At 62.0% G+C, this 26,176-nt stretch carries 24 protein-coding genes; 18 read left to right on the top strand and 6 right to left on the bottom strand.

What is annotated here, in order from left to right; genetic code table 11:
* Nucleotides 1–9: 9 nt before the first annotated feature.
* The 3 genes from AC1DN9_RS12890 to AC1DN9_RS12880 form a co-directional block, all read right to left on the bottom strand.
* Complete coding sequence (locus tag AC1DN9_RS12890; protein ID WP_478100678.1) at nt 10–1,449, bottom strand: mannose-1-phosphate guanylyltransferase/mannose-6-phosphate isomerase; 1,440 nt, start codon at nt 1,447–1,449, stop codon at nt 10–12.
* The gene (locus AC1DN9_RS12885) at nt 1,446–2,165 is read right to left on the bottom strand and encodes a sugar transferase (RefSeq protein ID WP_478100676.1); all 720 of its coding nucleotides are present in this window, start codon (nt 2,163–2,165) and stop codon (nt 1,446–1,448) included. Before AC1DN9_RS12885 ends, AC1DN9_RS12890 begins: the two co-directional genes overlap by 4 nt.
* A gap of 601 nt (nt 2,166–2,766) precedes the next feature.
* Nucleotides 2,767–5,754 carry an Rne/Rng family ribonuclease gene (locus tag AC1DN9_RS12880; protein WP_478100674.1) on the bottom strand — a complete coding sequence of 996 codons (2,988 nt, stop codon included), beginning with the start codon at nt 5,752–5,754 and terminating at the stop codon, nt 2,767–2,769.
* Nucleotides 5,755–6,284: 530 nt separating this feature from the next.
* On the opposite strand from AC1DN9_RS12880, the gene AC1DN9_RS12875 reads away from it, so the two are divergent.
* Genes AC1DN9_RS12875 through AC1DN9_RS12860 form a run of 4 tightly spaced genes read left to right on the top strand, consistent with a single transcriptional unit; the run spans nt 6,285 to nt 9,420 of the window.
* The gene (locus tag AC1DN9_RS12875; protein ID WP_478100672.1) at nt 6,285–7,346 is read left to right on the top strand and encodes an RluA family pseudouridine synthase; all 1,062 of its coding nucleotides are present in this window, start codon (nt 6,285–6,287) and stop codon (nt 7,344–7,346) included.
* Nucleotides 7,343–8,011, top strand: coding sequence for an HAD-IA family hydrolase (locus AC1DN9_RS12870; protein ID WP_478100670.1), 669 nt, complete (start codon nt 7,343–7,345; stop codon nt 8,009–8,011). The genes AC1DN9_RS12875 and AC1DN9_RS12870 overlap by 4 nt, the downstream gene beginning before the upstream one ends.
* A 10-nt stretch (nt 8,012–8,021) precedes the next feature.
* On the top strand, nt 8,022–8,387 hold the full coding sequence (locus AC1DN9_RS12865) for a Rieske (2Fe-2S) protein (protein WP_478100668.1): 366 nt from the start codon (nt 8,022–8,024) through the stop codon (nt 8,385–8,387).
* A gap of 1 nt (nt 8,388) precedes the next feature.
* Nucleotides 8,389–9,420, top strand: coding sequence for a S49 family peptidase (locus tag AC1DN9_RS12860; RefSeq protein WP_478100666.1), 1,032 nt, complete (start codon nt 8,389–8,391; stop codon nt 9,418–9,420).
* 5 nt (nt 9,421–9,425) lie between these two features.
* Here the strand turns inward: AC1DN9_RS12860 and AC1DN9_RS12855 are convergent, their stop codons facing one another.
* From AC1DN9_RS12855 to AC1DN9_RS12845, 3 genes are read right to left on the bottom strand one after another with little or no spacing between them, the layout of a single operon-like run.
* Entirely contained in the window at nt 9,426–10,544 is a 1,119-nt protein-coding gene (locus AC1DN9_RS12855) for an MFS transporter (RefSeq protein WP_478100765.1), read from the bottom strand.
* Nucleotides 10,545–10,581: 37 nt separating this feature from the next.
* Nucleotides 10,582–11,349 carry an SAM-dependent methyltransferase gene (locus tag AC1DN9_RS12850; protein WP_478100664.1) on the bottom strand — a complete coding sequence of 256 codons (768 nt, stop codon included), beginning with the start codon at nt 11,347–11,349 and terminating at the stop codon, nt 10,582–10,584.
* On the bottom strand, nt 11,346–11,927 hold the full coding sequence (locus tag AC1DN9_RS12845) for a Maf family protein (protein WP_478100662.1): 582 nt from the start codon (nt 11,925–11,927) through the stop codon (nt 11,346–11,348). The genes AC1DN9_RS12850 and AC1DN9_RS12845 overlap by 4 nt, the downstream gene beginning before the upstream one ends.
* 37 nt (nt 11,928–11,964) lie before the next feature.
* Here AC1DN9_RS12845 and AC1DN9_RS12840 point away from each other — a divergent pair, with 37 nt between their 5' ends.
* The 14 genes from AC1DN9_RS12840 to lepB all read left to right on the top strand — a co-directional run bounded on the left by AC1DN9_RS12840 (nt 11,965) and on the right by lepB (nt 26,170).
* The gene (locus AC1DN9_RS12840) at nt 11,965–12,513 is read left to right on the top strand and encodes a YceD family protein (RefSeq protein ID WP_478100661.1); all 549 of its coding nucleotides are present in this window, start codon (nt 11,965–11,967) and stop codon (nt 12,511–12,513) included.
* Between the two features lie 139 nt (nt 12,514–12,652).
* Complete coding sequence (rpmF, locus tag AC1DN9_RS12835) at nt 12,653–12,835, top strand: 50S ribosomal protein L32 (RefSeq protein ID WP_028248601.1); 183 nt, start codon at nt 12,653–12,655, stop codon at nt 12,833–12,835.
* A 95-nt stretch (nt 12,836–12,930) separates the two neighbouring features.
* A complete protein-coding gene (gene plsX / locus AC1DN9_RS12830) occupies nt 12,931–13,983 on the top strand; it encodes a phosphate acyltransferase PlsX (protein ID WP_478100658.1) in 1,053 nt (350 codons plus the stop codon).
* Entirely contained in the window at nt 13,983–14,960 is a 978-nt protein-coding gene (locus tag AC1DN9_RS12825) for a beta-ketoacyl-ACP synthase III (protein ID WP_478100656.1), read from the top strand. The genes plsX and AC1DN9_RS12825 overlap by 1 nt, the downstream gene beginning before the upstream one ends.
* Nucleotides 14,961–15,011: 51 nt before the next feature.
* On the top strand, nt 15,012–15,965 hold the full coding sequence (gene fabD / locus AC1DN9_RS12820; RefSeq protein WP_478100654.1) for an ACP S-malonyltransferase: 954 nt from the start codon (nt 15,012–15,014) through the stop codon (nt 15,963–15,965).
* 24 nt (nt 15,966–15,989) lie between these two features.
* A complete protein-coding gene (gene fabG / locus AC1DN9_RS12815; RefSeq protein ID WP_478100652.1) occupies nt 15,990–16,733 on the top strand; it encodes a 3-oxoacyl-ACP reductase FabG in 744 nt (247 codons plus the stop codon).
* A gap of 99 nt (nt 16,734–16,832) precedes the next feature.
* Nucleotides 16,833–17,072 carry an acyl carrier protein gene (acpP, locus tag AC1DN9_RS12810; protein ID WP_007830471.1) on the top strand — a complete coding sequence of 80 codons (240 nt, stop codon included), beginning with the start codon at nt 16,833–16,835 and terminating at the stop codon, nt 17,070–17,072.
* A gap of 75 nt (nt 17,073–17,147) precedes the next feature.
* A complete protein-coding gene (fabF, locus tag AC1DN9_RS12805) occupies nt 17,148–18,392 on the top strand; it encodes a beta-ketoacyl-ACP synthase II (protein WP_478100650.1) in 1,245 nt (414 codons plus the stop codon).
* Between the two features lie 495 nt (nt 18,393–18,887).
* Entirely contained in the window at nt 18,888–19,562 is a 675-nt protein-coding gene (gene rpoE, locus AC1DN9_RS12800; protein WP_478100648.1) for an RNA polymerase sigma factor RpoE, read from the top strand.
* 13 nt (nt 19,563–19,575) lie between these two features.
* Nucleotides 19,576–20,217 (top strand): sigma-E factor negative regulatory protein, encoded by a 642-nt coding sequence (locus tag AC1DN9_RS12795; RefSeq protein WP_478100646.1) that lies wholly within the window; start codon nt 19,576–19,578, stop codon nt 20,215–20,217.
* A 22-nt stretch (nt 20,218–20,239) separates the two neighbouring features.
* Nucleotides 20,240–21,289, top strand: a complete 1,050-nt coding sequence (locus tag AC1DN9_RS12790) for a MucB/RseB C-terminal domain-containing protein (protein WP_478100644.1) — start codon at nt 20,240–20,242, stop codon at nt 21,287–21,289.
* 91 nt (nt 21,290–21,380) lie between these two features.
* On the top strand, nt 21,381–22,862 hold the full coding sequence (locus AC1DN9_RS12785; RefSeq protein ID WP_478100643.1) for a DegQ family serine endoprotease: 1,482 nt from the start codon (nt 21,381–21,383) through the stop codon (nt 22,860–22,862).
* Between the two features lie 522 nt (nt 22,863–23,384).
* Complete coding sequence (lepA, locus tag AC1DN9_RS12780; protein WP_478100641.1) at nt 23,385–25,196, top strand: translation elongation factor 4; 1,812 nt, start codon at nt 23,385–23,387, stop codon at nt 25,194–25,196.
* 2 nt (nt 25,197–25,198) lie between these two features.
* On the top strand, nt 25,199–26,170 hold the full coding sequence (gene lepB, locus AC1DN9_RS12775; protein ID WP_478100639.1) for a signal peptidase I: 972 nt from the start codon (nt 25,199–25,201) through the stop codon (nt 26,168–26,170).
* Nucleotides 26,171–26,176: the final 6 nt, after the last annotated feature.

The raw sequence follows: 26,176 nt of genomic DNA, 5'->3' as shown, positions 1-26,176 counted from the left end.
AATCAAGAATCAGGCGCAGGCGAGTTTTCTTTCGCCCTGCGCGGCCAGCGACGCCTCGTCGAAGCGCACGACGTCGTCGTCGCCCAGGTAGCCGCCGGTCTGTACTTCGATCACCTCGAGCGTGGTCTTGCCCGCGTTTTCAAGGCGATAGACCGCACCCACGGGGATGTAGATCGATTCGTTTTCCTTCACGAGTCGCACTGCCTCGTCGCAGACGACTCGCGCCGCCCCTTTGACGACGACCCAGTGTTCGGCGCGGTGATGGTGCATCCGCAGCGCGAGTCGCGCTCCCGGCTTGACGGTCAGCCGCTTGACGGCAAAGCGCTCGCCGTCGTCAATGCTGTCGTAGGCGCCCCACGGCCTGGGAATCCGACGATGCCGGGTCGCCTGGCTATGACCTTGCGCGGTCAGCAGGGCCACCACGTCCTTGACCTGTTCCGCATATTCCCTGTGAACGACGAGCAATGCATCGGGCGTGTCGACCACCAGCAGATCCTTGGTCCCCAGGGCGACCACCGGGCGGCTGGGCGCGTGGATGAAGGTGTTGCTGGCGCTCATCGCAAAGCCGTGTCCGCTGATGCGGTTGCCATTGACATCCGTTTCGTGGAGATCGGCGACTGCATTCCAACTGCCCACATCGCTCCACCGGCCTTGAAACGGGATGACGGCCACCCGGTCGCATTTCTCGAGCACCGCATAGTCGATGCTTTGGCTGCGGCAGCGTGCGAAGGCTGCACTGTCCATTCGCAGGAAATCCCCGTCGGTCTCGATGGCTGCGGTAGCAGCCTTGCATGAGTCGAGAATGTCGCCGGCGTGCTCTTGGAGCGCAGCGATCAGTACCTTGGCCTGCACGAGCAGGATGCCGGCGTTCCAGAGGTTGCCGCCTTCGAGCAGCAATTGTTCGGCGCGCGGCGCTGCGGGCTTTTCAATGAAGGCGGCCACGGCGTGACCTGCCTCGGCTGCCAAGTCGCCGTTGAGTTTTTCGCCCTGGCGAATGTAGCCATAGGCCGTGCTCGGGAAGGTGGGTTCGACGCCGAAAGTCACCAGGTACCCTTGCAACGCTGCGGGAATGCCCTGCCGGATTGTCTCGACGAAGCGGTCGGCGTCGGGGATGTGGTGGTCGGCCGGTGCAAAGAGCAACAGTTGATCCGGATCGGCGAGCAGCGCAGTCGCCGCCATCGCGGCAGCGGTGTTGCGAGCGACGGGCTCGAGCAACTGCTTGCCGCTGACCTGTGCCGCATCGATGCCTTCCTGAACAAGAAATCGATGCTCTTCGGCGGCCACGCAAGTCACTTCGGTGTTGAGCTTGCGCAGACGCTCCAGTGTGAGAAGGAGCAGGCTCTTGTTGCCCACCAGCGGGGCGAACTGCTTGGGCAGTGTCTTGCGCGAAAGAGGCCACAAGCGGGTGCCGCTGCCGCCGCAGAGCACCACGGGCTGCACGGAAGTCACCGCGACCCCTCGCCGCTCACGACCGCGCGAACAGTCCTCAACAAGATCTTGACGTCCAGCCAAAGCGACCAGTTGCAGACGTACTCAACGTCGAGTTCGACGCGGCGCGCGTAGGAAAGACGGTTGCGGCCGCTCACCTGCCACAGCCCGGTAATGCCGGGGCGCACCGCGCAATAGTGCTCCCAGCCCTTGCCATAGAGACTCCGTTGGCGCTCCATGCACGGGCGCGGGCCGACCAGGCTCATGTCACCCTTGAGCACATTCCAGAACTGGGGCAGTTCGTCCAGACTGAGCTTGCGGATGAAAACGCCGATGGGGGTGATCCGAGGGTCTTTCTCGAGTTTCTGGAAGGTGTCCCACTCGGTCCGGGCCATGTCATTGCGGCTCAGGAACTCGTCCAGCACATCCTCCGAATTGCGCACCATCGACCGAAACTTGTAGAAGCGAAAGCGCTGACCGCTTTCGCCAAGCCGGTTTTGCCAGAAGTGAACCGGCCGACCCATGCTGACAGCAACGCTCAAGGCCACGATCAGATAAAGCGGGCCGAAGAGGGCGAAGAAAGTCAGCGCGCCGACGATGTCGATGGTCCGCTTTGCCGTGCGTTCAAGGTAGGTCAGCCGGCGTGGCTGTGCATATGCGGGTGCAGAAGGGCCGCCCCCATCAGGAGAAAAACGTCGGACCACGTTGCCATTTGCGGTCGAGTCAGAACGAAACATTTGCAATTCTCCCGTAACGGGTGCTGCCTCAATCGGGTGAGCGGGGCAGTGTAACGCTTTACTACTATCGGCAAGAATTTGAACATATGCGCCTGCCGCTGTCGTGTCAACAAAAGCCGTACATCGTCCGCCAAACGGCCTAGTCTTCTTCCTCTGTAATGAGAAGTGCGAACGCGTTTGATGCATCGCAGCATGCTCGAGCACAGTGTAGTCCTTTGGTATGACAAATTGTTAACGGGGCTGTAGGAGAAGGTGTTGTTTACATACGCCGTTTGGCGAAACGTGAATAAGTCCAGAAGGCTTCGTTTTGTGCGATGCAGCATCACACGTCGCTTCGAGACGCGGGGTCTCGATACAGAAACCGGGAGCCTGGGTCGAAGGCCAGTTTTTGGTGCGCGCGCAGCCCCACGGGCGGCGTCAGGAACGCACTGATAGCGGAATCTTCAGGGTGGCACTGGCCGCCTGATGCCAGCGTCGCACGGACGATGGTGTCGGCCAATTCTGGCGCCGAGGGCGTTCTCCCTCGGGAGCCGGCGCGCGCGGGCGCCGGCCATGCCATTTTTTGAGACGAGAAAAAAGGGAGGGCGAGCCTCCCTGTGACTCAGGGGCGAGCGCCCGAGTCTTGAGCCGCCTTCTCGAACGGCAACACCATTCCAGCCAGATCGCGCCGGGTTTCGACGAGCACCAACGGACCTTCGTCGATCACGATCGCGGGCGGGCGCTCGCGAGGAACGTGCAGGGGCCTGGGTTCAGCGGCGATGGCTGCGCGGACCTGCGCAACCCGCTCGGCGTCCGAATTGACCCAGTGAAGGCCCGAGCCCTCGGCGACTTGAGCCAGTTCGTCGAGGGGTAGAACGAATGGCTGGACCTTCGGGAGTGCACGCGTAGATGGGGCCTTGGCTTCCACCACGATGGGTGCGGCCGGCGCGGTGACGACCTGTGGGGTGCGAACCGGAACCGGCGCTTCTTGGGCATCGTCTCTTTCTGCGGTCGAGACGGGCATCGAAGCGGATTCATTCACATCGCCGTCTTCGCGAGGTCCACGGTCGCGGCGGTCGCGTCCGTATCGATCGCGGGAGCGCCCGCGACGCTCGTCGCCCTCGCGACGCGGTGCAAGTTCCGCTCCCTGGGCCTCTTGGGTGCTGGCTTCATTGACGGCGTTGCGGTCGAGCACCGGTTGCTGGTCAGGCGTGGGCAACTCGCTGATTTGCGCGGGGCCCTCGTAGCGCCGTTCCCGACGACCTTCACCGCGCTCGTTGCGGGGCGCCCGGTCTTCCCGACCGTTGCGTCCGCCGCGATCAGCCTGTCCGGCGTTTGGCGTTGCCTCTCCACTCAGGCTTGCGTCGCGCGTCGCATCGCCGCTGCGTTCGCGCGAAGCGTCCGCGTTGCGTTCGCCACCGCGGTCCCGGCGCTCGCCGCGTCCGCGCGGCGTGCGTTCCGACGGGGCGCCCAAGTCGCCAGAAGGGCTGTTTGCGGCGGCTGCCTGAGCGTCGAACTGAACTTCCGTCGTCTCGACCGGCTGCTGCCGCGCATCGCCTTCGCGACGCTCGCCACGTCCGCGGCGCTCACCGTCGCGGGCGGGCCGTGCTTCGCGCGGCTCCCGAACCTGGCTGTCGTTGCGAGCCTCGTTGCGTCCGTCCCGACGTTCGCCTTCGCGGCGCTCGCCTGAACGGCCTCCGCGGCGCTCGCCGTCGCGGCCGCTACGGCCCTCGCCGCGTCCACGGCGCTGTTCACCGTCTCGCGCGGTGCGCGGCGTTTCGCCGTCGCGGCCCGTGCGACCTTCCTTGCGCGGCTTTGGAGCTTCGACAGGAATGACCGGCGCGGGTGCGGGCGCCGGTGTGGCGCCAAAGAGGCTCTTGATCCAACCGAATAGGCCGGATTCGGCCGATTTGGCCACCGCTGGGGCGGCTGTTGCCGGGGTTGCGGCTGCCTGAGCAGAAACGGGTGGGCGAGCGGTCTCGGGCTTCGGTGCCACCACGGGCGCCGGTGCGTCGGGCAGGACGCCCTTGATGACCGGCGTTTGCTTGTTGGTAGGCTCTTGCGAGCGGCGCGTGACGGAGGTCGGGTCTTCGATCTCGTCAGCCATCTTGTAGCTGGCTTCGATGTGATCGAGACGCGGATCGTCGTGCTTGAGGCGCTCCAGCTTGTAATTGGGCGTTTCGAGCGTCTTGTTGGGCACCATCAGCACGGTCACGCGCTGCTTGAGTTCGATCTTGGCGATCTCTGGGCGCTTCTCGTTCAGGAGGAACGAGGCAACCTCGACCGGAACCTGCACGTGCACTGCCGCCGTGTTGTCCTTCATCGATTCTTCTTGAATGATGCGAAGGATCTGCAGCGCGCTCGATTCGGTGTCGCGAATGTGGCCGGAACCGCCACAACGGGGGCAGGGGATTGACGAGCCTTCGCTCAGCGCGGGCTTCAGCCGCTGGCGGCTCATTTCCATGAGGCCGAACTTGCTGATCGACCCGAACTGCACACGCGCACGGTCCTGCCGCAGAGCGTCACGCAGCCGGCTTTCGACTTCACGGCGATTTTTCGACTCGTCCATGTCGATGAAGTCGATCACGATCAGGCCGCCCAGATCGCGCAGACGCATCTGGCGCGCCACTTCGTCCGCGGCCTCGAGATTGGTGCGAGTGGCCGTCTCTTCGATATCGCCGCCCTTGATGGCGCGTGCCGAGTTGACGTCGACCGAGACGAGTGCTTCCGTGTGATCGATCACGATGGCGCCGCCGCTGGGCAACTGCACCGTGCGGGCATAGGCCGACTCGATCTGATGCTCGATCTGGAATCGGCTGAAGAGGGCCGCATCGTCGCGATAGCGTTTCACGCGCGAAGCATGCTCCGGCATCACGTGCGCCATGAACTGCTGCGCCTGGTCGTAGATGTCGTCGGTATCGATCAGGATGTCGCCGATGTCGTGATTGAAGTAATCACGGATGGCACGGATCACGAGCGAGGATTCCTGGTAGATCAGGAAGGCGCCCTTGCCGCCCTTGGCAGCGCCGTCGATGGCGGCCCAGAGCTTGAGCAGGTAGTTCAAGTCCCACTGCAGTTCGGGTGCCGAGCGTCCGATGCCTGCAGTGCGCGCGATGATGCTCATCCCCTTGGGATATTCGAGCTGGTCCATCGCTTCCTTCAGTTCGGCCCGGTCGTCACCCTCGATCCGCCGGCTCACGCCGCCGCCGCGCGGATTGTTCGGCATCAGCACGACGTAGCGTCCGGCCAGCGAAATGAATGTCGTCAGCGCCGCACCTTTGTTGCCGCGCTCTTCCTTTTCGACCTGGACGACCAGTTCCTGGCCCTCCTTGATCGCGTCCTGAATCCGTGCCTGGCTGGCCGACACGCCCTCTGCGAAATATTGCTTGGAGATTTCCTTGAACGGCAGGAAGCCGTGGCGGTCTTCGCCGTAGTCGACGAAGCAGGCTTCCAGCGACGGCTCGACGCGCGTCACCACTGCCTTGTAGATGTTGCCCTTGCGCTGTTCGCGCCCTTCGATCTCGATTTCGTAGTCGAGGAGCTTTTGCCCGTCGACGATGGCCAAGCGGCGTTCTTCAGCCTGCGTGGCGTTGATCAGCATCCGTTTCATGATGCGTTGTCCTTTGTATGTTCGTCTCGTTCTACCGGTCCATGACGGACCTAACGATGCACGGACGACGCGTCGCGAAACGAAGGAATTGCCGCTAAGCCCTGGCGGATGGTGGCCACCGCGCGAGCGCGGACAGCCGCATCGAGAGTCAACTCAATGCCGGCCAGGGTGGGGGCGCATGGATGGGCGCGAGCCCGATGTGATGTTGACTCGCTACACTTTTTATAGCGATTGGCGCAATGGTGGCGCGCGAAGCTGGCGGCTCAATGCCTGAACTCGTCGGCATCAGCCAACGCAGAACAAGTTGAACCAATAGCATCAACACAAGGTACTCGCTTCGATCCGCCGGCAGCTTTGAGCCTGCCGGCTGGGGTATTCCGTATCGGTGTTTCGTGGGCGTCGGCTTGACTCGGGTGAAGCGCCCGCCGCCTTGCGCATTTGCGCGTGGCTTGCGAACTCGACATCAAAGCGGCATCGACCTCACAGCGCCTCCTGCAGTGCTCTAAACTTCTGATTAATCAAGCACTTACATGACCGCGCTGGTGAAAAACATTATAGGTGCGAAGCCGAGTCCCGCGGTGGCCGAAGTTCGCTTTCTGACAGTCGACGAGGAGTCTGCGGGCCAACGGTTGGATAACTTCCTCTTCCGCCATCTCAAGGGCGTACCAAAGACCCACGTCTACCGGATCATTCGGTCGGGAGAGGTGCGGGTCAACAAGGGGCGCGCGCAGGCCGAGACCCGCCTGGCCGCCGGCGATGTGCTGCGTTTGCCGCCGGTTCGCGTATCGCCTCGAACGGAGGAGGGCGCTTCCTCTCCCGTGCCCGCACGTGAATTCCCCCTGTTGCACGAAGACGACTCACTGATCGCGATCGACAAACCTGCGGGCGTTGCCGTTCATGGCGGCAGCGGCGTCAGCTTTGGCGTCATCGAGCAGTTGCGCAGGGCGCGGCCTGCTGCCCGCTTCCTGGAACTCGTGCATCGACTCGATCGGGAAACGTCCGGCATTCTTCTGATTGCGAAGAAGCGCAGCGCGTTGACCGCATTGCAGGACCAATTCCGGGAGCGCGAAACGGGAAAGACCTACCTCGCTCTGGTCGAAGGAAGTTGGCCCGCTAATAAGAAAGTGCTTGACGCGCCCCTGGCCAAATATCTCCTGGCGGGTCCGCCCGGCGCTTCCGAGGCTGGCGAGCGTCGCGTGCGCGTCGTAGCCAAGGACCATCCCGATGCGATGCGAGCCGTTACGCTGGTGAAAGTGCTGGCCCGTTTCACCCTGGCCGGAGATGCCGCGCCGGTGTCGCTTCTGGCAGTCACCATCAAGACCGGCCGAACACACCAGATTCGCGTCCATCTGGCTTCGGCTGGACATGCCATCGCTGGGGACGACAAGTACGGCGATTTCGAGCGCAACCGGGCGCTTCAGAAACTCGGCCTCAAGCGCATGTTCCTGCACGCATGGCGCCTGCAGTTCACCCATCCCGCGAGCAATGAACGCATGGCACTGCAGGCGGACCTGCCGCCGGAATTGCATGTACTGATGCCCAAACCTGCACTGGAAGTGCTTGCGACTCACCCCGTGACAACCCCTCAATGACTGATATCCGCCCACGCCGCTTCGACCTGATCGCCTTTGACTGGGACGGAACGCTTTACGACTCGACACGCCTGATCGTTCGCTGCATTCAGGCCGCGGTGGTCGACGTCGGCGGCGCCAAGCCGAGCGAAAACGACGCCGCCTGGGTGATCGGGCTCGGCCTTGCGGAAGCGCTCGCTCGCGCGGCACCGGACGTACCGAAGGAAAAGTACCCCGAACTCGGCGCTCGCTACCGATACCACTATCTTCAGCATCAGGACGATCTTGTGCTGTTCGACGGCGTACTGCCGATGCTCGATGCGCTCCGGGCGCGCGGCCACTTGCTGGCCGTTGCGACCGGCAAGTCTCGGCGCGGACTGAACGAGGCGCTGGCGACTGTCGCCTTGCGTGATCGCTTCGACGCCTCTCGCACGGCGGACGAGACCTTCGGGAAGCCTCATCCGCGCATGCTGCTCGAACTGATGGAAGAGCTCGATGTGCCGCCCGAACGAACCCTGATGATCGGAGACACCACACACGACCTCCAACTCGCGATCAATGCAGGCTGCGCGAGCCTCGGCGTGAGCTATGGGGCCCACGAATCCGACGACTTCGAGGCCTTGTCGCCCGTGCATGTGGCTCATTCGGTTTCCGGTCTGACGGAATGGCTTCTCGCGAACGCGTGACAATTCGGGCATGAGCGAATGCGTTCCTCTCTGCAATGCCGCTGACTTGGTCGAGGGCGGCCGCGGAGTGCCGTTCGATGTGGTGCATGGTGGCCAGACATGCCGCGCCTTCGCCATCCGATTCGAGGGCAGGCCGCATGCCTACCTGAACCGCTGCAGCCATGTCGCGATGGAACTGGATTTCCAGCCCGATCGCTTCTTCGACGACAGCGGGCAATGGCTCCTGTGCGCGACGCATGGCGCGGTCTACAAGCCGGATACCGGTGAATGCGCCGGGGGCCCTTGTCGTGGCGGCCTCGTGAAGATCACGTTGAGCGAACGGGACGGCGTTGTCCACTGGCATACTGACTGGAACCTCCAACCTCTCGCCTTCTGAAATGACAGATTCCAACCGCAAGGAGCCCGAGGGTTTCGAGCCTTTCGAGCGCGCTGCGCCCGTCTCTACTTCAATGAACATGTCAAAGAACGACCCGACGCAGCAGGCCGGCTGGGAACGCGCGACCCTGGAAAAACTGGCCTTTGCGGCTTTGCGCGAACAAAGAGCGGCCCGGCGGTGGAAGATCTTCGTGCGTCTTGCCTGGCTGGCCTTCTTCATCTTCCTGGCGTGGTTTGCCGTGTCGCGCGCCACGCCCACGGCGGCGAAGACGACAGCGCATACCGCAGTGGTCGAAATCAAGGGCGAAATCGCCAGCGGCGCGGATGCGAGCGCTGAATTCGTCGTTGCAGCAATGAAGACGGCCTTCGAAGACGAAGGTGCCAAGGGCATCGTACTGCTGATCAACTCGCCGGGCGGCAGCCCGGTGCAGGCGGGCATCATCAACGACGAAATCAAGCGCATGCGCGCCAAATACAACAAGCCGATCTACGCCGTCGTCGAAGAGACCTGCGCTTCCGCCGCGTACTACATCGCCGCTGCCACCGACAAGGTTTTCGTCGACAAGGCCAGCATCGTCGGAAGCATCGGCGTGCTGATGGACGGCTTCGGATTCACCGGCCTCATGGACAAGGTGGGCGTGGAGCGAAGGCTCCTCACGGCCGGGGAGAACAAAGGCTTCCTGGATCCGTTCAGTCCGATGAGCGAACCCCAGCGCGCGCACGCGCAGCAGATGCTGGATCAGATCCACGCGCAGTTCATCGAGGTGGTCAAGAGCGGTCGCGGCGATCGTCTCAAGGTCAATACCCCGGGCCTGTTCAGTGGACTGTTCTGGAGCGGCCAGCAGGCGATCGAGCTGGGCCTCGCAGATCAACTCGGCAATGTCGACTACGTGGCACGCGAAGTGATCAAGGCCGAAGAAGTCATCGACTACACGCGTCGCGACAACGTCGCCGAGAAGCTCGCCAAGAAATTCGGCGCCGCCCTTGGCGACGCGTCAGTGCGGGCGATGCGCGCCGCGCCTGTGCTGCACTGACCGATTCAGGTCGTATTGGCGTGGCGCGCCGAAGCCGCCAGTCCCGCGGCGAAAAGCACCACGACGTACAGCGCAGCGGTCAGCGTGCTGATTTGCGCCAGGAACCCGATCACTGGCGGTCCCGCCATGAAGCCCAGATAGGCGACCGCCGATACCGCGGCGATGCCCTGCGCCGGCTCGACGCCGGGCACGCGGGCGGATGCTGCGAAAAGAACGGGCACCACGTTGGCGAATCCAATGCCGACGCCTGCAAATCCGACCAAGGCCAACCAGGGTGTGTCGGTGATCAATACCAGCGTCATGGACGCGGCCGCCAGCAGGGCGCTCGCACGCAGGAGTACGGCCGGCTCGAAGCGTGCCCGCATCGCATCGCCGCCGAAGCGCGCGGTTGCCATTGCCGCCGAAAAACTCGCATAGGCGAGGGCTGCCTGCTGCTGAGGGCTACCCAGTTCCTGTTGCAGGTAGAGGACGCTCCAGTCGTAGATCGCGCCCTCCGCAATCAGTCCGAGCGCGGCCAGGAGCCCGAGTACCGCGAGGGTGCCGCGAGGCAGCCGAAAACCGCTGTCTCCGCTGGCGAATGCGGTCGCCTCCTTGGGGAGCATCCGTTGAGCGGATACCGCCACCGTGAGCGCCATGGTCGTGGCGACAAGCGTCAAATGGTGTTGCGCGCCCAATCCCGCCGCGATGGCCGCGCTGCCCGTGGTCGCGCCGACCATGCCGCCCAGGCTGAACATGCCATGCATGCCGCTCATCAGTGGCTTGTCGCCTTGGAGTTCGAGCTGCGCCGCTTCGGTGTTGATTGCGACGTCGAACACACTCGTCGCGATGCCGAATGTCGCGAGCAGGACCAGTAGCGCGGCATAGCCCGGCGCCATCAATAGACCCGCGAGCAGCAGTGCGTAGGCCGAGCCGCAAAGACCGGCCATGCGGCCAGCGCCGTAGCGGCCGATCCAGCGGCTCGCCTGCGTCAGACCGAGGAGCGCGCCGATGCCCGCTGCCAGCAGTGCGAGGCCCAACTGGGCTTCGTTGACGCCGTAGTGCGCTTTCACGGTAGGGATGTGGACTCCCCACGTCGCGAAGACAAACCCTGAACAGAAGAATTGCGCCCGCGAAGCCAAGCGCATGCTTGCGGGAACGACCGTCATCGCGTCGAACTGGCCTCTAGCGGCCGATGGCGAACACGGCCGGTGTGCGCTCATCCGCAGGCGCCGGCTTTGCACGCCAGGCTTTCACGGTCTCGCTGCGAACGTGCGAAGACGCGAGCGTGAGCCCTCTGGCCACTGCCAGGCGGGTGTTGTGCTGCAGCGTCTGCGTGAGTGCCTGCAGCACGGCAGCATTGCGATAGGGCGTCTCGATGAAAAGCTGCGTCTGGCCGGTCTTGAGTGCGAGCGCCTCGAGTTCGCGAATTCGCCGAACGCGCGCGTCGGCGTCCTGCGGGAGATAACCAACGAAGGCGAAGTTCTGGCCGTTCAGACCGCTTGCCGCCAATGCCAGCAGGAGCGACACGGGGCCGGTCAGCGGGACGACTGCAACGCCCAGTTCGTGGGCAGCCTTCGCCACCGATGAGCCGGGGTCGGCGACGGCAGGCATGCCCGCTTCACTGAGCAACCCCACGTCATGACCTTCCAGGGCGGCGGCCAGAAGTGGTCGTGCATCGAATTGCCCGCCGTGATCGCCCTTCTTATGGACCTCACGCGGCAGCTCCTGGATCTGCAGGGCCTGCAAAGGAGCGGCGAGCGGCACGACGGCGTCGATGCGCTTGAGATAGGCGCGGGCAGACTTCGCGTTTTCGCAGATCCAGTGGGTGATCTGCGCAGCCACTTGCAAGGTACCTAGGGGCAATGCATCTTGAAGATCCGTCTGCTCGTCGCATCCGAAATCGAGCGGCGCTGGGACGAGATACAGCTTTCCATACGCCTTGGTGTTCACAGCAGGTCGACTCCTGCCGCCCGCAACATCTTGGCCGTTCGAATCAGCGGCAGGCCGACGAGCGCGGTCGGGTCATCGCTCTCTATGGAATCGAGCAATGCGATGCCCAGGCCCTCGCTTTTAGCGCTCCCGGCACAGTCGTAGGGTTGCTCGGCATTCAAATAGGCCTCGATGGCTGCATCGCTCAGGTCGCGAAACGTCACTTTCACGGGCGCCAGATCCCGCTGTGCGAAGCCCGTGTTTTGACACACCACGGCTACGGCCGTCTGGAATATCAGCGTCTGCCCACGCATGCGTCGCAACTGGGCAGTGGCGCGAGCGTGGTCCCCGGGTTTTCCAAGGGGCTCGCCGGACAGGTCGGCCACTTGATCGGATCCGATCACGACGGCCTCGGGAAAACGACGCGCAACCGCCGTCGCCTTTTCAAGCGCGAGTCGCTCGGCGAGCACGCGTGGCGTCTCGTCCGCCATGGGCGTTTCATCGACTTCCGGCGCGTGGACGTCGAAAGGCAGGCGCAATCGGAGCATGAGTTCTCGCCGATAGCGCGAGGTCGAAGCAAGTATCACTTGGCGTTGCATGGACAGGATTGTGCGCGAGCGGTTTAGACTGGCGTGGATGACGAGAGAATTTGCCCCCGGTCGCCTTGACGTGAACGGCTTCGCCGAAGCCGCTGCTGCCATTTCCGGAAACGACCCCATCCGAAACTACAAGCGCTTGCGCGCTGAGTTGGTCGATCCCGCCGAGAACTTGATGGTTCGCTGGAAAGCTGTCGGCCAGGGCCGCGCTGGCCCCGACGGCGCGGTTGTTTCGTGGCTGCACCTGACGGCGGATGTCCTTGCCCCCCTTGTTTGCCAACGGTGCCTTTCGCCGGTCGATGTGCCGTTGCATGTCGACCGCTGGTACCGCTTTGCCGCCGACGAGGCCACCGCAGCCGCCGAAGACGAGGAAGCGGAAGAGGACGTGCTGGTGGCGAGCCGCGACTTTGATCTTCACGAACTCATCGAAGACGAACTTCTGATGGAAATTCCAGTGACCCCGCGGCACGAGGCTTGCCCCGAACCGACGCGGCTTTCGGCCGTGGATCCCGATTTCGAGGCAGCAGAGGCCGAACGGCCCAATCCTTTCGCGGTCCTGGGCGCACTGCGATCGGACAAGTCAAAGTAGCCCGGAGGCAAGTCCATTGGCGCTCGGTGCCCTGTTAGGCTATACTCATGGGCTTCGCGCGCGCCGCCGCTAGTGCTTTGAAAGCGTTATCGCCGCCCCGCATGCACACCAACCCACCCGAATACTTCCAGGAGCCAGCATGGCCGTCCAGCAAAACAAGAAGTCGCCGTCGAAGCGCGGCATGCATCGTTCGCACAACGCGCTGGGCGTGCCCGGCATCGCCGTTGAGCCCACCACGGGCGAGACGCACCTGCGTCACCACATCAGCCCGAACGGCTTTTATCGTGGCCGCAAGGTTCTTAAGACCAAATCTGAAGCCTGATTTCGTTTCAAGGCCAAGGCCCGAAGCTACTTTTTCCGTAGCGTCGGGCCTTTGTTTTGATGGCCACACCGTCTGCACTTGCTCCCGCCCCGTCCGTGATCACGCTTGCTGTTGATTGCATGGGCGGCGACCATGGCCCGCGCGTCACGCTCGCGGCCTGCCGAGCGTTTCTCGATCGTCATGCGGAGGCCTCGCTGCTTCTCGTTGGAATGCCTGACGCACTTGCCGGCTTCTCGCATCCTCGTGCAACCGTCATTCCCGCGCGCGAAGTGGTCGGCATGGACGATCCCATTGAAGTCGCGCTTCGCAAGAAAAAAGACTCGTCGATGCGGGTCGCTATCCAGCAAGTAAAGGACGGCGCAGCCCAGGCTGCGGTTTCGGCCGGGAACACCGGCGCGCTCATGGCCATCGCGAGATATTTGCTGAAGACCCTCGACGGGATCGATCGGCCTGCCATCGCGCCTCAATTGCCAAACAGCAAGGGTGGTGCGACGACGGTCCTTGATCTTGGGGCCAATGTCGATTGCGACGCCGAAGATCTCTTGCAATTTGCAGTGCTTGGGTCGGCGCTGGTGTCTGCCTTGACCGGCAATGAATCACCGACTGTTGGGCTCCTCAACGTTGGGGAAGAGGCCATCAAAGGCAGCGAAACCATCAAGAAAGCGAGCCAACTGCTTCGAAAAGCGGCTGCTTCACAGGACTTGAACTTCTACGGTAACGTGGAAGGCAACGACATCTTCAAGGGGACAACTGACATCGTCGTGTGCGACGGGTTTGTCGGAAATGTCACTCTCAAGGCGACCGAAGGCGTCGCCTCAATGATTGTCGATTTTCTTCGCATCGAGTACACAAGCGGCTTGTTCAGCAAATTTGCTGCGATCGTGTCCTATCCTGTTCTAAAAGCGCTTAAAAAACGTTTGGATCATCGTAGATACAACGGCGCGGCATTGCTCGGCCTTCGAGGGTTGGTGTTCAAGAGCCATGGCTCTGCCGACGAAGTGGCCTTCGGACATGCCCTTGATCGCGCTTATGATGCCGCTCGCAACAACCTGCTCGATCGCGTGCGGGCCCGCATCGCCCACGCCGCGCCACTGCTCGCGCGGCAAGAATCGGCGGCGTCGGCCGACACCGCGGCGCTCCACGTTTGATGACCCCTTTCTCTCGTATTACAGGCACCGGTAGCTACCTGCCGCCACGCCGCGTCACCAACGACGACCTCGCCCGAGACTTGGCCGCGCGCGGCGTCGAGACTTCGGACCAATGGATCATCGAGCGCACCGGTATCCGGGCTCGACATTTCGCTGCACCAGATGTGTCAAGCAGCGATCTGGGTCTCGAGGCGGCACGGCATGCACTTGAGGCTGCGGGCCGCAGTGCGGCCGATATCGACTTGATCATCGTTGCGACCTCGACGCCAGATATGGTCTTTCCGTCGTCGGCCGCCATTCTCCAGCACAAGCTGGGAATCGCCGGTTGCCCGGCGTTCGATGTCCAGGCAGTGTGCAGCGGTTTTGTCTACGCGTTGACCGTTGCAGATGCAATGATTCGCACCGGCAGCGCCAAATGCGCTCTCATCGTGGGGGCAGAAGTGTTCTCCCGCATTCTGGACTTCAACGATCGCACCACGTGCGTGCTCTTCGGCGATGGCGCAGGTGCCGTCATCCTCGAGGCCAGCGACGAACCCGGGATACTTTCCAGCGATCTGCATGCTGATGGCAAGCATGTCGGCATCCTCTGTGTGCCAGGTCACGTGTCAGGTGGATCCGTGCTCGGCACGCCTTTGCTTCACATGGATGGACAGGCGGTATTCAAGTTGGCTGTGCGTGTCCTCGAGGAAGCCGCTCGCGCCACCCTGCAAAAAGCGGGCAAGACGGACGACGATATCGACTGGCTGATTCCTCATCAGGCAAATATCCGGATCATGGAAGGCACCGCCAGGAAACTGAAATTGCCCCGTGAAAAGCTGATCGTGACAGTCGATGAGCACGGCAATACTTCGGCTGCCTCCATACCGTTGGCCCTGGATCATGCCGTGCGCTCCGGCAAGGTGAAGAAGGGCGACACCTTGATGCTCGAAGGCGTTGGCGGTGGCTTCACCTGGGGCGCGGTGTTGTTGGACTATTGATACTTGCGCGCTGCCCGACGGGGCAATTGCGCGCCAGGACACACACGAACAATGAAAACCTTCGCTTTTGTCTTTCCGGGACAGGGCTCGCAAGCTGTCGGGATGCTCGACGCCTGGGGCGATCACCCTGCAGTCGCCGAAACTTTGCGCGAGGCGTCCGATGCCCTCGGCGAAGACGTCGCGCGTCTCATTCATGAAGGCCCCAAGGAGGCCCTGGCCCTGACCACCAATACCCAGCCGGTGATGCTGGTCGCAGGTGTGGCCGCTTGGCGTGCCTGGCTGGCAGAGGGAGGGGGTCGTCCGTCGGTCGTAGCTGGCCACTCACTGGGCGAGTACGCCGCGCTGGTCGCTTCCGGAGTCCTCACGTTGGCCCAGGCTGCACCGCTGGTGCGCTTTCGCGCCCAGGCCATGCAGCAGGCTGTTCCGGTCGGAGTGGGGGCGATGGCGGCCATCCTGGGCATGGACGCGGAAAAGGTGAAGGCCGGTTGCGCTGAAGTGACCGCTGCGTTCGGACCGGGCAGCGGCGAGGTCGTCGAAGCGGTGAATTTCAATGATCCGATGCAGACCGTGATTGCGGGAAGCAAGGCTGCCGTCGACAAGGCTTGCGAAGTGTTGAAGGCGAGCGGCGCAAAGCGGGCATTGCCCTTGCCTGTTTCCGCGCCCTTCCATTCGAGTCTGATGAAGCCTGCTGCGCAGGCGTTGCGTGAGCGCCTCGCACCGATGGCGCTTCTGGCGCCTCAGATTCCTGTCATCAACAATATCGACGTGAGCGTCACAGACGATCCCGAGTTGATTCGCGACGCCTTGGTGCGTCAGGCCGCGGGTCCCGTGAGATGGGTTGAGACCGTACAGGCCTTGAAGTCCCGAGGCGTTGAAGCCGTCGTCGAGTGCGGTCCAGGCAAGGTACTGTCCGGCATGGCGAAGCGAATCGCACCCGAGATGGCCGCAGTTTCGGTCTACGACCCGGCGACCCTCGCCGAAACCAGGCAAATGCTCGGCATCTGAGGCCCGAGCCCCAAGGTTGTTTTCATGAGCACACCCAAATTTGAAGGACAGGTCGCGCTGGTTACTGGCGCGTCTCGTGGTATCGGTGCGGCGATCGCGCTCGAGTTGGCCCAACGCGGGCTCAAGGTCATCGGTACCGGCACCACCGAAGAGGGCGCGGCCAAGATCACGGCGGCCTTGGGTGGATATGACGGCCGCGGATGCGCGCTCGACGTCAATGACGGTGCGGCGGTCGAGGCGCTGATCGATGAAATCGTGAAGGTCTACGGCGCAGTCCACGTGCTGGTGAACAACGCAGGCATCACCCGCGACACGCTTGCAATGCGCCTGAAGGATGTGGATTGGGATGCCGTGCTCGACACCAATTTGAAGGCGGTTTTCCGTCTTTCCCGCGCGGTGATTCGGCCCATGATGAAGCAGCGCTACGGCCGCATCATCAACATCACCAGTGTGGTCGGCGCTTCGGGCAACGCAGGCCAAGCCAACTATGCCGCTGCAAAGGCCGGCGTCGCGGGCATGACGCGCGCCTTGGCGCGCGAACTCGGGAGTCGCAACATTACTGTCAATTGCGTTGCCCCGGGCTTCATCGAAACCGATATGACCGCCAGCCTGCCCGAGGCGCAACAGCAGGCGCTGCTCGCCCAGATTCCGCTCGGCCACCTGGGCAAACCGGCGGACATTGCCCATGCCGTCGCCTTCCTGGCTTCTCCGCAAGCCGCCTATGTCACGGGGCAGGAACTGCACGTGAATGGCGGCATGCATATGTAAGCTCCAGACGCAATCCCTTTCAACGACCGCTGTGCGGCAAATGCCACAACGCGGCCGGCTAAAATCCACCGATTACTTACAACCCTCAGAGGGAACCAAATGAGCGATATCGAAGCACGTGTCAAGAAAATCATTGCCGAACAACTCGGCGTTGAAGAGTCCCAGGTCACCAACGAAAAGGCCTTTGTTGCCGATCTCGGTGCAGACTCGCTCGACACGGTCGAACTCGTGATGGCGCTCGAGGACGAGTTCGGCATCGAGATCCCGGACGAAGACGCCGAGAAGATCACGACGGTGCAGAACGCCGTCGACTACGCCACCAAGAATCAAAAGGCCTGATCGGCCAAGCTGAGTCTCCATTCCATAGGCCTGCGCCGTGCAATGGTCTCAGTGCTCCCAGAAAGGTTTGCCGGCATGACCAAACGCCGCGTCGTCGTGACCGGACTCGGTTGCCTCGCTCCTGTCGGAAACACCGTCGCCGAGTCCTGGGCCAATCTATTGGCCGGGAAATCGGGCATCGACACCATCACCAAGTTCGACGTGAGCGGCTTCTCTTGCAAGTTCGCAGGTGAAGTGAAGGGTTTCGACATCAAGCAGTACATCCCGGAGAAGGAAGCGCGCCATATGGACCGCTTCATTCACCTCGGGCTCGCCGCAGCAATGCAGGCGGTGCAAGACAGCGGCCTTCCGACGGGCGATGCGTTGTCGGACGAGCAGGCGGTACGCATCGGGTGCAATATCGGCTCGGGTATCGGCGGGCTGCCGTTGATTGAAGACACCCATGCCGAACTGGTGAACCGTGGTCCGCGCCGCGTGTCTCCGTTCTTCGTGCCGGCGTCGATCATCAACATGATCTCGGGCCACGTCTCCATTCAGTACGGCTTCAAGGGCCCCAATATCGCTATCGTCACTGCGTGCACCACGGGCTTGCATGCGATCGGGACATCCGCGCGCATGATCGAGTACGGCGATGCCGATGTGATGATTGCCGGCGGTGCTGAATCCACGGTATCTCCGCTTGGCTTGGGCGGGTTTGCGGCAGCAAGAGCCTTGTCCACTCGCAACGACGATCCGACGACCGCCTCTCGGCCGTGGGACAAGGATCGTGACGGGTTCGTGCTCGGCGAGGGTGCTGGCGTGCTGGTTCTTGAAGAATACGAGCATGCGAAGGCGCGGGGCGCCAAGATTTACGCGGAAGTCTCTGGCTTCGGGATGAGTGGGGACGCCTATCACATGACTGCGCCGAATGTGGATGGCCCGCGCCGGTCCATGAAGATGGCGCTCGCCAATGCCGGCGTGAACGCTGATCAGGTGCAGTATGTCAACGCGCATGGAACGTCGACGCCGCTGGGTGACCTGAACGAGACCAACGCGATCAAGAACGCCTTCGGCGATCACGCCAAAAAGCTTGTCGTCAACTCGACGAAATCGATGACAGGTCATTTGCTCGGCGGCGCCGGCGGTATCGAATCAGTGTTTACCGTCTTGGCGCTGCATCATCAGAAGAGCCCGCCGACGATCAATATCTTCAATCAAGATCCGGAGTGCGATCTCGACTACTGCGCAAATGAAGCGCGTGATCTCAAGATCGATGTCGCGGTCAAGAACAACTTCGGATTTGGCGGCACCAACGGCACGCTGGTGTTCAAGCGCGTTTGATCCTGCCCGACTCATGCACAGCGCCCCATCGGTGAGCTATCCGGTGGGGCGCTCGCGCAATGCCGAGCGCCTCCTCCTTATTTTGTGGGGGCTGGGCGTCTGCGGCGTCTCCGTTGCCTGTCTTCAATCGGCTACCCTGGGTTGGCGGGAGGGCATTCTGCTGCTCAGCGCAGTCGTCGCCGGGATGGCGGCATGGACTGGTGTGCTCAGATGCTCAGCCCCGGCCGATTTGACCTTTGACGGGCAACACTGGACGATGTCGGGACGCATCCCAGTTCGAACGGCCCGGGCGAGCGTGGCATTGGACCTCCAGTTCTTGCTGCTGATTTGCCTGACGGAGTCCGTCCGGACGCGACGCTGGATCTGGCTTGATCGGAATGCCGTGCCTGCCCGATGGCGGGATTTGCGCCGTGCGCTATATTCGCGCGCCGCTCCGGATGATCCGGCCGCACGGGCGCAGGATCCGATCGCGGCCAATGCGCCTTATTCCTCGCCATGACAGTTTCGCCACCTCCCGTACCACCGGACGCCGGTCTCACCGACGCGCCGGTCGAAGCCGCGAGACCGGGAGAGGTTGACTTTCAGCTTGTTCAGCGCACCGTGGCCGGGGATCAGAAGGCCTTTGAACTGCTCGTCATCAAGTACCAGCGTCGGATCGAACGATTGATCGGCCGCATGGTGCGAGATGTAAATCTGGTCGAAGACATCGCCCAGGAAACCTTCATCCGCGCCTACCGCGCCCTGCATCAGTTTCGTGGCGAGGCGCAGTTCTACACTTGGCTCTACCGGATCGCGGTAAACACTGCCAAGAAGGCATTGGTGGACATGAAGCGCGACCCGACCGTCACGGAGAGCGCTCTGCGTTCGTCTTCCGAAGACGACGATGAAACTTACCGACCCGGAAACGAACCAATCAGCGACGAGACCCCCGAATCCGTTCTGGCTGCCAACGAAATTGCGGCGGCGGTCGAAGCGGCGATGGAAGCGCTGCCTGCCGAGCTTCGGCAGGCAGTGACGCTGCGCGAGATCGAGGGTATGAGTTACGAAGAGATTGCCGAGGTCATGAGTTGTCCGATCGGCACGGTGCGATCGCGGATCTTTCGGGCACGCGAAGCGATTTCGGCCAGGGTCAAGCCCTTGCTGGACAACCAGTCTGGCAAGCGTTGGTAAGCAGGTGAATGAGATGAACCACACAAACATAGCTCGTGAGCAGGTGTCCGCGCTCGCCGATGGCCACCTGCGCGACGATGAGTTCGCCCAGGTAATTGGCAAGGTCGGTGTCGACGAAGAATTGCGTGCGACATGGCAGACCTATCATTTGGTCGGTGATGTGCTGCGTTCGGGGGGGCATGCGGCATGCAGCGACACCTCATCGTTTCTGTCCCGCCTTCAAAGTCGACTGGCTGCGGAGCCCGCTACACCGGCACTTGTCGCGGTCCCGACCAATGCAAAGCGGTTGCAGGCTCGGCACCTCAAGGCTGCCAATGAGCCTGTGTTTCGGTGGAAACTGGTCGCCGGCGCCGCGTCTTTGGCGGCCGCGGCAGCCATTGGGTGGAATTGGGTAGGTGTCGAAGGGGCTCGGCCGGTGGGCGCGCAGTTGGCGCAGCAACAGGCTCCGACTGCGGTTGTCGCGACCGCGAATGTCGCTCAGCAGGCGTCTCAGACCCTTGTCCCTACACGCGTGCTGGTTGGAAACGGAAACCCGCAGGTCATGCTGCGCGATCCGAGGCTCGATCAGCTCCTGGAGGCTCATCAGCAGGTTGGCGGCGCGCAGCTGCCATCGGGCTTCCTGCGCAACGCCACTTTCGAAAGACCTTCGCGCTGATTGCGTGCCTGTGCCTCATGCGATGACTGTTTCGATGCCAATTCCCGCGCGTAGGTCTGTGATCTTGATGGCTGCGCTTTGCATGGCGGAGGCTGCTGTCGCCCAGACGCGGATCTCCTCGCCGCCAGCCAAAGGCGCCAACGTCAGCGAAGCCCCGTCGCTGGGCGTCGTCGAATGGCTCCAGCGCATGCACGCCGCGTCGCGGCAACGTAGCTACGCGGGCACATTCGTCGTCTCTGCCGAAGCCGGAAACCTCTCAAGTGCACGGATCTGGCATGTGTGCGAAGGCGATCTTCAGATGGAGCGCATCGAAGCCTTGTCGGGGCCCCCCCGTTCGACATTTCGGCGTAACGATCATGTCGTGACCTTCCTGCCGGAATCAAAGGTCGTCAAAAGCGAGAAGCGCGAAAGCCTTGAGTTGTTCCCGAACCTGTTGGGTTCGCCCGATTCGTCCATCGCGGATTTCTATGATGTTCATGTGATCGGTAAAGACCGCGTGGCTGGCTTTGACACCGATGTGGTGCAACTTGAACCAAGGGACAAGCTCCGGTTCGGTTACCGAGTCTGGAGCGAGCGGCGCTCGGGGCTGGTGGTGAAGTTGCAGACCATCGATGGCGAGAACAAGGTGATCGAACAGTCGGCGTTTTCCGAACTTCAGCTCGATGCACCGATCAAGATCCACGCGCTGGTGCAGATGATGGGCAGCACGGCTGGTTATCGCATCGAGAAGTCCGAGCTCGAGCGCACCACGGCGCAGCGCGAGGGATGGGCGCTCAAGAAAGGTGTTGCCGGCTTCAAGCCGATCAATTGCTATCGGCGTCCCTTGGCTGGCGAGGGCCAGGGGCATACGATGCAGTGGACCTTCTCGGACGGTCTTGCTTCGGTCTCGCTGTTCCTGGAGCCTTACGATGCGCAGCGCAAGCCTCGCGAAGTTCTGCTTGCGCTGGGAGCAACCTTTACGCTCACACGCCGGTTGGCCGACAAGGACGGCGATTGGTGGCTGACAGCGGTGGGGGAAGTGCCGCCACAGACGCTCGACGCCCTTGCGCAAGGTCTTGTCCGAGCGCGTTGAATCGCCGGGCCGAAACCGCGGGTTGAACCTCACGTTTCGTGTGCGCTCATAGATGGTGTTTTTGTCTAAGACTCTCAAACGAAAGAAGCTGATGATGTTCAAAGTCGAGGGGAACACATTCCGCTCATGCCTGGTTGCCTGTGCTTTCGCCGTCGTGTCGACCGCCGCGTTGCTGCCATCAACCCCTGCGTTCGCGCAAGCGCGCGTGCTTCCGGACTTCACCGATCTGGTCGATCAGGTCGGCCCTGCGGTGGTCAACATTCGCACCGTCGAGAAGGTGACGCAGGGAGCCGGCAACGGCGAGATGGATGAGGAGATGCAGGACTTCTTCCGGCGCTTCTTCGGCCAGCCGATGCCAGGCATTCCGCGCCAGGGCCCCCGGCCGAACAGGCCCCAAGCACCACAGGAAGAGGAGCGGCCTCGCGGCGTGGGATCCGGCTTCATCCTCTCGCCGGATGGTTTCGTCATGACCAACGCGCATGTGGTCGACGGCGCATCCGAAGTGCTGGTGACCTTGACGGACAAGCGTGAATTCAAGGCAAAGATCGTCGGCGCCGACAAGCGGACCGATGTTGCCGTCGTGAAGATTGACGCGACCGGTCTTCCCGCGGTCAAGGTCGGCGACATTTCGAAACTGCGTGTCGGCGAGTGGGTGATGGCGATCGGATCGCCTTTCGGCCTGGAGAACACCGTCACAGCAGGCATCGTGAGCGCCAAGCAGCGCGACACCGGGGATTACTTGCCTTTCATCCAGACGGACGTGGCCATCAATCCCGGGAATTCCGGTGGCCCCTTGATCAACATGCGCGGCGAAGTCGTCGGCATCAACAGCCAGATCTACTCGCGCTCTGGTGGGTTCATGGGCATCTCTTTCTCGATCCCGATCGATGAGGCCATTCGTGTGAGCGATCAATTGCGCGCGTTCGGCCGCGTTTCGCGTGGGCGAATCGGCGTGCAGATCGATCAAGTCACGAAGGATGTGGCCGAATCGATCGGTCTCGGAAAGGCGCAAGGTGCCTTGGTCCGTGGCGTCGAGACCGGATCGCCAGGCGAGAAAGCCGGGATCGAGCCGGGCGACATCATCACCAAGTTCGATGGCAAATCCATCGAGAAGCCCAGCGATCTGCCGCGTCTTGTCGGAAACACGAAGCCCGGCACCAAGAGTTCGGTGACTGTGTTCCGCCGTGGCAATGTGCGCGATCTGAACGTGACCATCGCGGAGATCGAGCCTGACAAACCCGCCAGGCAAGCGTCGGATCGTGATGATTCTTCCAGCAAGACGCCGGCGTCCGCTGCCGCAAAGTCCATGGGGCTGACGTTGAGCGATCTCACTGAAGTGCAGAAGAAGGAGTTGAAGCTCAAGGGCGGCGTGAAGATCGATGCGGCCACCGGCGCTGCGGCCCGGGCCGGACTGCGCGAAGGCGATGTCGTGCTGGCGATCAGCAATGTGGAAGTGGCCAACGTGAAGGATTTCGAGACCGTCTTGGCGAAGTCAGATAAGAGCAAGCCTGTCAGCCTGCTTTTCCGTCGAGGCGACTGGGCGCAATATGCGCTGCTCCGGCCTGCACGCTGAACTCGGGTCCTGCGTCAAGTGGCCCCACCCAACAGTCGGGTTTGGGGCCTTTTTTTCGAGGTTGTCGCGCGCGGGCAGCATTGCGATGAAAAAATTTTTCCCGTCCCTGATCCTTCAATTTAGTTTGTACTCACTAACTTAACAGTCATCTAATGACGAGTTTCGGTAGAATAGAGGCCTTCCAGACGCCGGTCCGTGCATAAGCGGGCCGGTGATCTTCACGATGCGAGATGCCCGCTATCCGTCCACTGTCGGTCCACAGTTCACCCACAAGTTGTTAAGGAATTGCTCCACCGATGCTGTTGATAAGCTGTTCATAAGCACCATGTTGCTGACCTGCAACGACCGTCCGAGGGCTCTGGCCCGGCTGTACGCGCCCCCCTTTTTGCCTACAATGAAGTTCCAACTACTGCAGTTGCCATTGCTTGTTGGTTCAGGGCGCGTCTCTTGTAGACGCGCCCTTTTTTCTTGTGCGCTCCCGACTTCGCGCGAGCCAATTCAAGTACTTAAGCGTTCCCGTTGATGAATCACATCAGAAATTTTTCGATCATTGCGCACATCGATCACGGCAAGTCGACGCTTGCGGATCGCTTGATCCAGCGTTGCGGTGGACTCGCCGACCGCGAGATGGAGGCGCAAGTGCTCGACTCGATGGACATCGAGAAAGAGCGTGGGATAACCATCAAGGCACAGACCGCCGCACTGCACTACAAGGCACGCGATGGACAGGTCTACAACCTCAATCTGATTGATACACCGGGCCATGTCGACTTCTCCTACGAAGTGAGTCGCTCGCTCTCTGCATGCGAAGGCGCGCTGCTCGTTGTTGATGCGAGCCAAGGTGTCGAAGCGCAGACGGTGGCCAACTGCTACACCGCGCTCGACCTCGGCGTTGAAGTGGTGCCGGTGCTCAACAAGATGGATTTGCCACAGGCGGATCCCGACAACGCGAAGGCCGAGATCGAGGATGTCATCGGCATCGATGCGACCGATGCGATCCCATGTTCGGCAAAGACCGGCATGGGCATCGACGAAATTCTCGAGGCCATCGTCGCGAAGGTCCCATCGCCGCGCGGCAATCCCGACGGCGCGTTGCGCGCCATGATCATCGACAGCTGGTTCGACGCCTACGTGGGTGTCGTGATGCTGGTGCGCGTGGTCGATGGCCGTCTCGCCAAGGGCGAGCGAATCAAGATGATGGCATCGGGCGCAACCTACAACGCCGACAACCTGGGGGTGTTCACTCCCGCGACGGAAGCGCGTGAGTCCCTCGAAGCCGGTGAGGTTGGCTTCATCATTGCCGGGATCAAGGAACTGCAGGCCGCCAAGGTGGGCGACACCGTCACGCTGATCAAGGCTGGCACCGGCGGTGCGGCCGCTACCGCGACCGAAGCATTGCCGGGCTTCAAGGAGATCCAGCCCCAGGTCTTCGCCGGCCTCTATCCGACAGAGGCGAGCGAGTACGACTCGCTCCGCGACGCGCTCGAAAAACTCAAGCTCAACGATTCGTCGCTGCATTACGAGCCGGAGGTGTCGCAGGCCCTGGGCTTTGGATTCCGATGCGGCTTTCTCGGCCTGCTGCACATGGAGATCGTGCAGGAGCGCCTGGAACGCGAGTTCGACCAGGACCTGATCACGACGGCGCCCAGTGTGGTCTACCAGGTCGTCAAGAGCGACGGCGAGGTCATCATGGTGGAGAACCCTTCCAAGATGCCCGACGTCGGCCGCATGTCCGAGATCCGCGAGCCGATCGTCACCGTCCATCTCTACATGCCGCAGGAGTACGTCGGAGCGGTCATGACGCTTGCCAATCAAAAGCGCGGCGTCCAGATGAACATGGCCTATCACGGCCGGCAGGTCATGTTGACCTACGAAATGCCGTTGGGTGAGATCGTGCTCGATTTCTTCGACAAGCTCAAATCGGTCAGCCGTGGCTATGCGTCCATGGACTACGAGTTCAAGGAATACCGCGCGTCGGATGTCGTCAAGGTCGACATCCTGCTCAACGGCGAGAAGGTCGATGCCCTGTCGATCATCGTGCACCGGAGCCAGAGCCAGTACCGCGGCAGGGCGGTGGTTTCAAAGATGCGCGAGATCATTTCGCGCCAGATGTTCGACGTTGCAATCCAGGCGGCCATCGGGGCCAACATCATTGCGCGTGAGACAATCAAGGCCCTGCGCAAGAACGTGCTTGCCAAGTGTTATGGCGGCGATATCACCCGCAAGCGCAAGCTGCTCGAAAAGCAGAAAGCGGGCAAAAAAAGAATGAAGCAGATCGGCTCGGTCGAGGTCCCGCAAGAGGCCTTTCTCGCCATCCTGCAAGTCGAAGACTAAAGATGGCATTCCTCACTTCACTGATTCTCGCGGCTTTCGTCGGCTATGTCGGTGCCTGGTATTTCGGCGCGGTCGAAGGCAACTTCGCACTGCTGCTTTTCCTGGCGACCGTTGTCACCGGTATCTATTGGCTCGCCGAGCGCTTCTATTTCCTGCCCAAGCGCCGGCGTGCGGCCGAGGCGCTCGACGCCGCACTCGCCAAACGGCGCGAGGAACTGACTCGCCAGGGCATCACACAGGTCGACACGGTCGACGCCAAGGCCAGCGAACGCCTGGTCATGCAGCCATGGTGGCTGGACTGGACTGCCGGTCTGTTCCCCGTGATCCTGGTGGTGTTCCTGCTGCGTTCGTTCCTGTTCGAGCCATTCAAGATTCCGTCGGGCTCCATGATGCCGACGCTCCTGACGGGTGACCTGATCCTCGTCAACAAATTCGTCTACGGGCTCCGCCTGCCGGTAATCAATACCAAGATCACTGACGGTCGACCGCCAGCGCGCGGGGACGTCATGGTGTTCCGATATCCGCCCAAGCCGAGCATGGACTACATCAAGCGCGTGGTGGGCGTGCCGGGCGACGAGGTGGCCTATCTGAACAAGAAGCTCACGATCAACGGCCAGCCGGTAAGCAAGGACGCCGTGCCGGACTATTTTGACGAGGAGACGATGCGCTACCTCAAGCAATACACGGAAAAGCTCGGCGACACGCAGCACAAGCTGCTCAACGATGAAACGCGCCGCGCCGGCCTTTCCGAAGTTGAAATCATGCCGTTCCCGAACCAGGAAAATTGCCGCTACAGTGTTGAAGGTGTCGTGTGCAAAGTGCCGCCGGGCTATTACTTCATGATGGGCGACAACCGAGACAATTCGCTCGATTCGCGCTATTGGGGGTTCGTTCCAGACCAGAATATCGTCGGCAAGGCGTTCCTGATCTGGATGAATTTCGGTGACCTGAGGCGCATCGGCACGTTCCAATAAATATTC

The sequence above is a fragment of the Variovorax sp. 05L425 genome, from assembly GCF_056397705.1.
This window is presented reverse-complemented; position numbering and strand designations above follow the sequence as displayed.

Bases quoted from the DNA above. Each gene is read 5' to 3' on its own strand.
- AC1DN9_RS12885 (WP_478100676.1), bottom strand. From the start codon at position 2,165: ATGTTTCGTTCTGACTCGACCGCAAATGGCAACGTGGTCCGACGTTTT.
- AC1DN9_RS12880 (WP_478100674.1), bottom strand. From the start codon at position 5,754: ATGAAACGGATGCTGATCAACGCCACGCAGGCTGAAGAACGCCGCTTG.
- AC1DN9_RS12875 (WP_478100672.1), top strand. From the start codon at position 6,285: ATGACCGCGCTGGTGAAAAACATTATAGGTGCGAAGCCGAGTCCCGCG.
- AC1DN9_RS12870 (WP_478100670.1), top strand. From the start codon at position 7,343: ATGACTGATATCCGCCCACGCCGCTTCGACCTGATCGCCTTTGACTGG.
- AC1DN9_RS12865 (WP_478100668.1), top strand. From the start codon at position 8,022: ATGAGCGAATGCGTTCCTCTCTGCAATGCCGCTGACTTGGTCGAGGGC.
- AC1DN9_RS12860 (WP_478100666.1), top strand. From the start codon at position 8,389: ATGACAGATTCCAACCGCAAGGAGCCCGAGGGTTTCGAGCCTTTCGAG.
- AC1DN9_RS12855 (WP_478100765.1), bottom strand. From the start codon at position 10,544: ATGCGCTTGGCTTCGCGGGCGCAATTCTTCTGTTCAGGGTTTGTCTTC.
- AC1DN9_RS12845 (WP_478100662.1), bottom strand. From the start codon at position 11,927: ATGCAACGCCAAGTGATACTTGCTTCGACCTCGCGCTATCGGCGAGAA.
- AC1DN9_RS12840 (WP_478100661.1), top strand. From the start codon at position 11,965: ATGACGAGAGAATTTGCCCCCGGTCGCCTTGACGTGAACGGCTTCGCC.
- rpmF (WP_028248601.1), top strand. From the start codon at position 12,653: ATGGCCGTCCAGCAAAACAAGAAGTCGCCGTCGAAGCGCGGCATGCAT.
- AC1DN9_RS12825 (WP_478100656.1), top strand. From the start codon at position 13,983: ATGACCCCTTTCTCTCGTATTACAGGCACCGGTAGCTACCTGCCGCCA.
- fabD (WP_478100654.1), top strand. From the start codon at position 15,012: ATGAAAACCTTCGCTTTTGTCTTTCCGGGACAGGGCTCGCAAGCTGTC.
- fabG (WP_478100652.1), top strand. From the start codon at position 15,990: ATGAGCACACCCAAATTTGAAGGACAGGTCGCGCTGGTTACTGGCGCG.
- acpP (WP_007830471.1), top strand. From the start codon at position 16,833: ATGAGCGATATCGAAGCACGTGTCAAGAAAATCATTGCCGAACAACTC.
- fabF (WP_478100650.1), top strand. From the start codon at position 17,148: ATGACCAAACGCCGCGTCGTCGTGACCGGACTCGGTTGCCTCGCTCCT.
- rpoE (WP_478100648.1), top strand. From the start codon at position 18,888: ATGACAGTTTCGCCACCTCCCGTACCACCGGACGCCGGTCTCACCGAC.
- AC1DN9_RS12795 (WP_478100646.1), top strand. From the start codon at position 19,576: ATGAACCACACAAACATAGCTCGTGAGCAGGTGTCCGCGCTCGCCGAT.
- AC1DN9_RS12790 (WP_478100644.1), top strand. From the start codon at position 20,240: ATGACTGTTTCGATGCCAATTCCCGCGCGTAGGTCTGTGATCTTGATG.
- AC1DN9_RS12785 (WP_478100643.1), top strand. From the start codon at position 21,381: ATGATGTTCAAAGTCGAGGGGAACACATTCCGCTCATGCCTGGTTGCC.
- lepA (WP_478100641.1), top strand. From the start codon at position 23,385: ATGAATCACATCAGAAATTTTTCGATCATTGCGCACATCGATCACGGC.
- lepB (WP_478100639.1), top strand. From the start codon at position 25,199: ATGGCATTCCTCACTTCACTGATTCTCGCGGCTTTCGTCGGCTATGTC.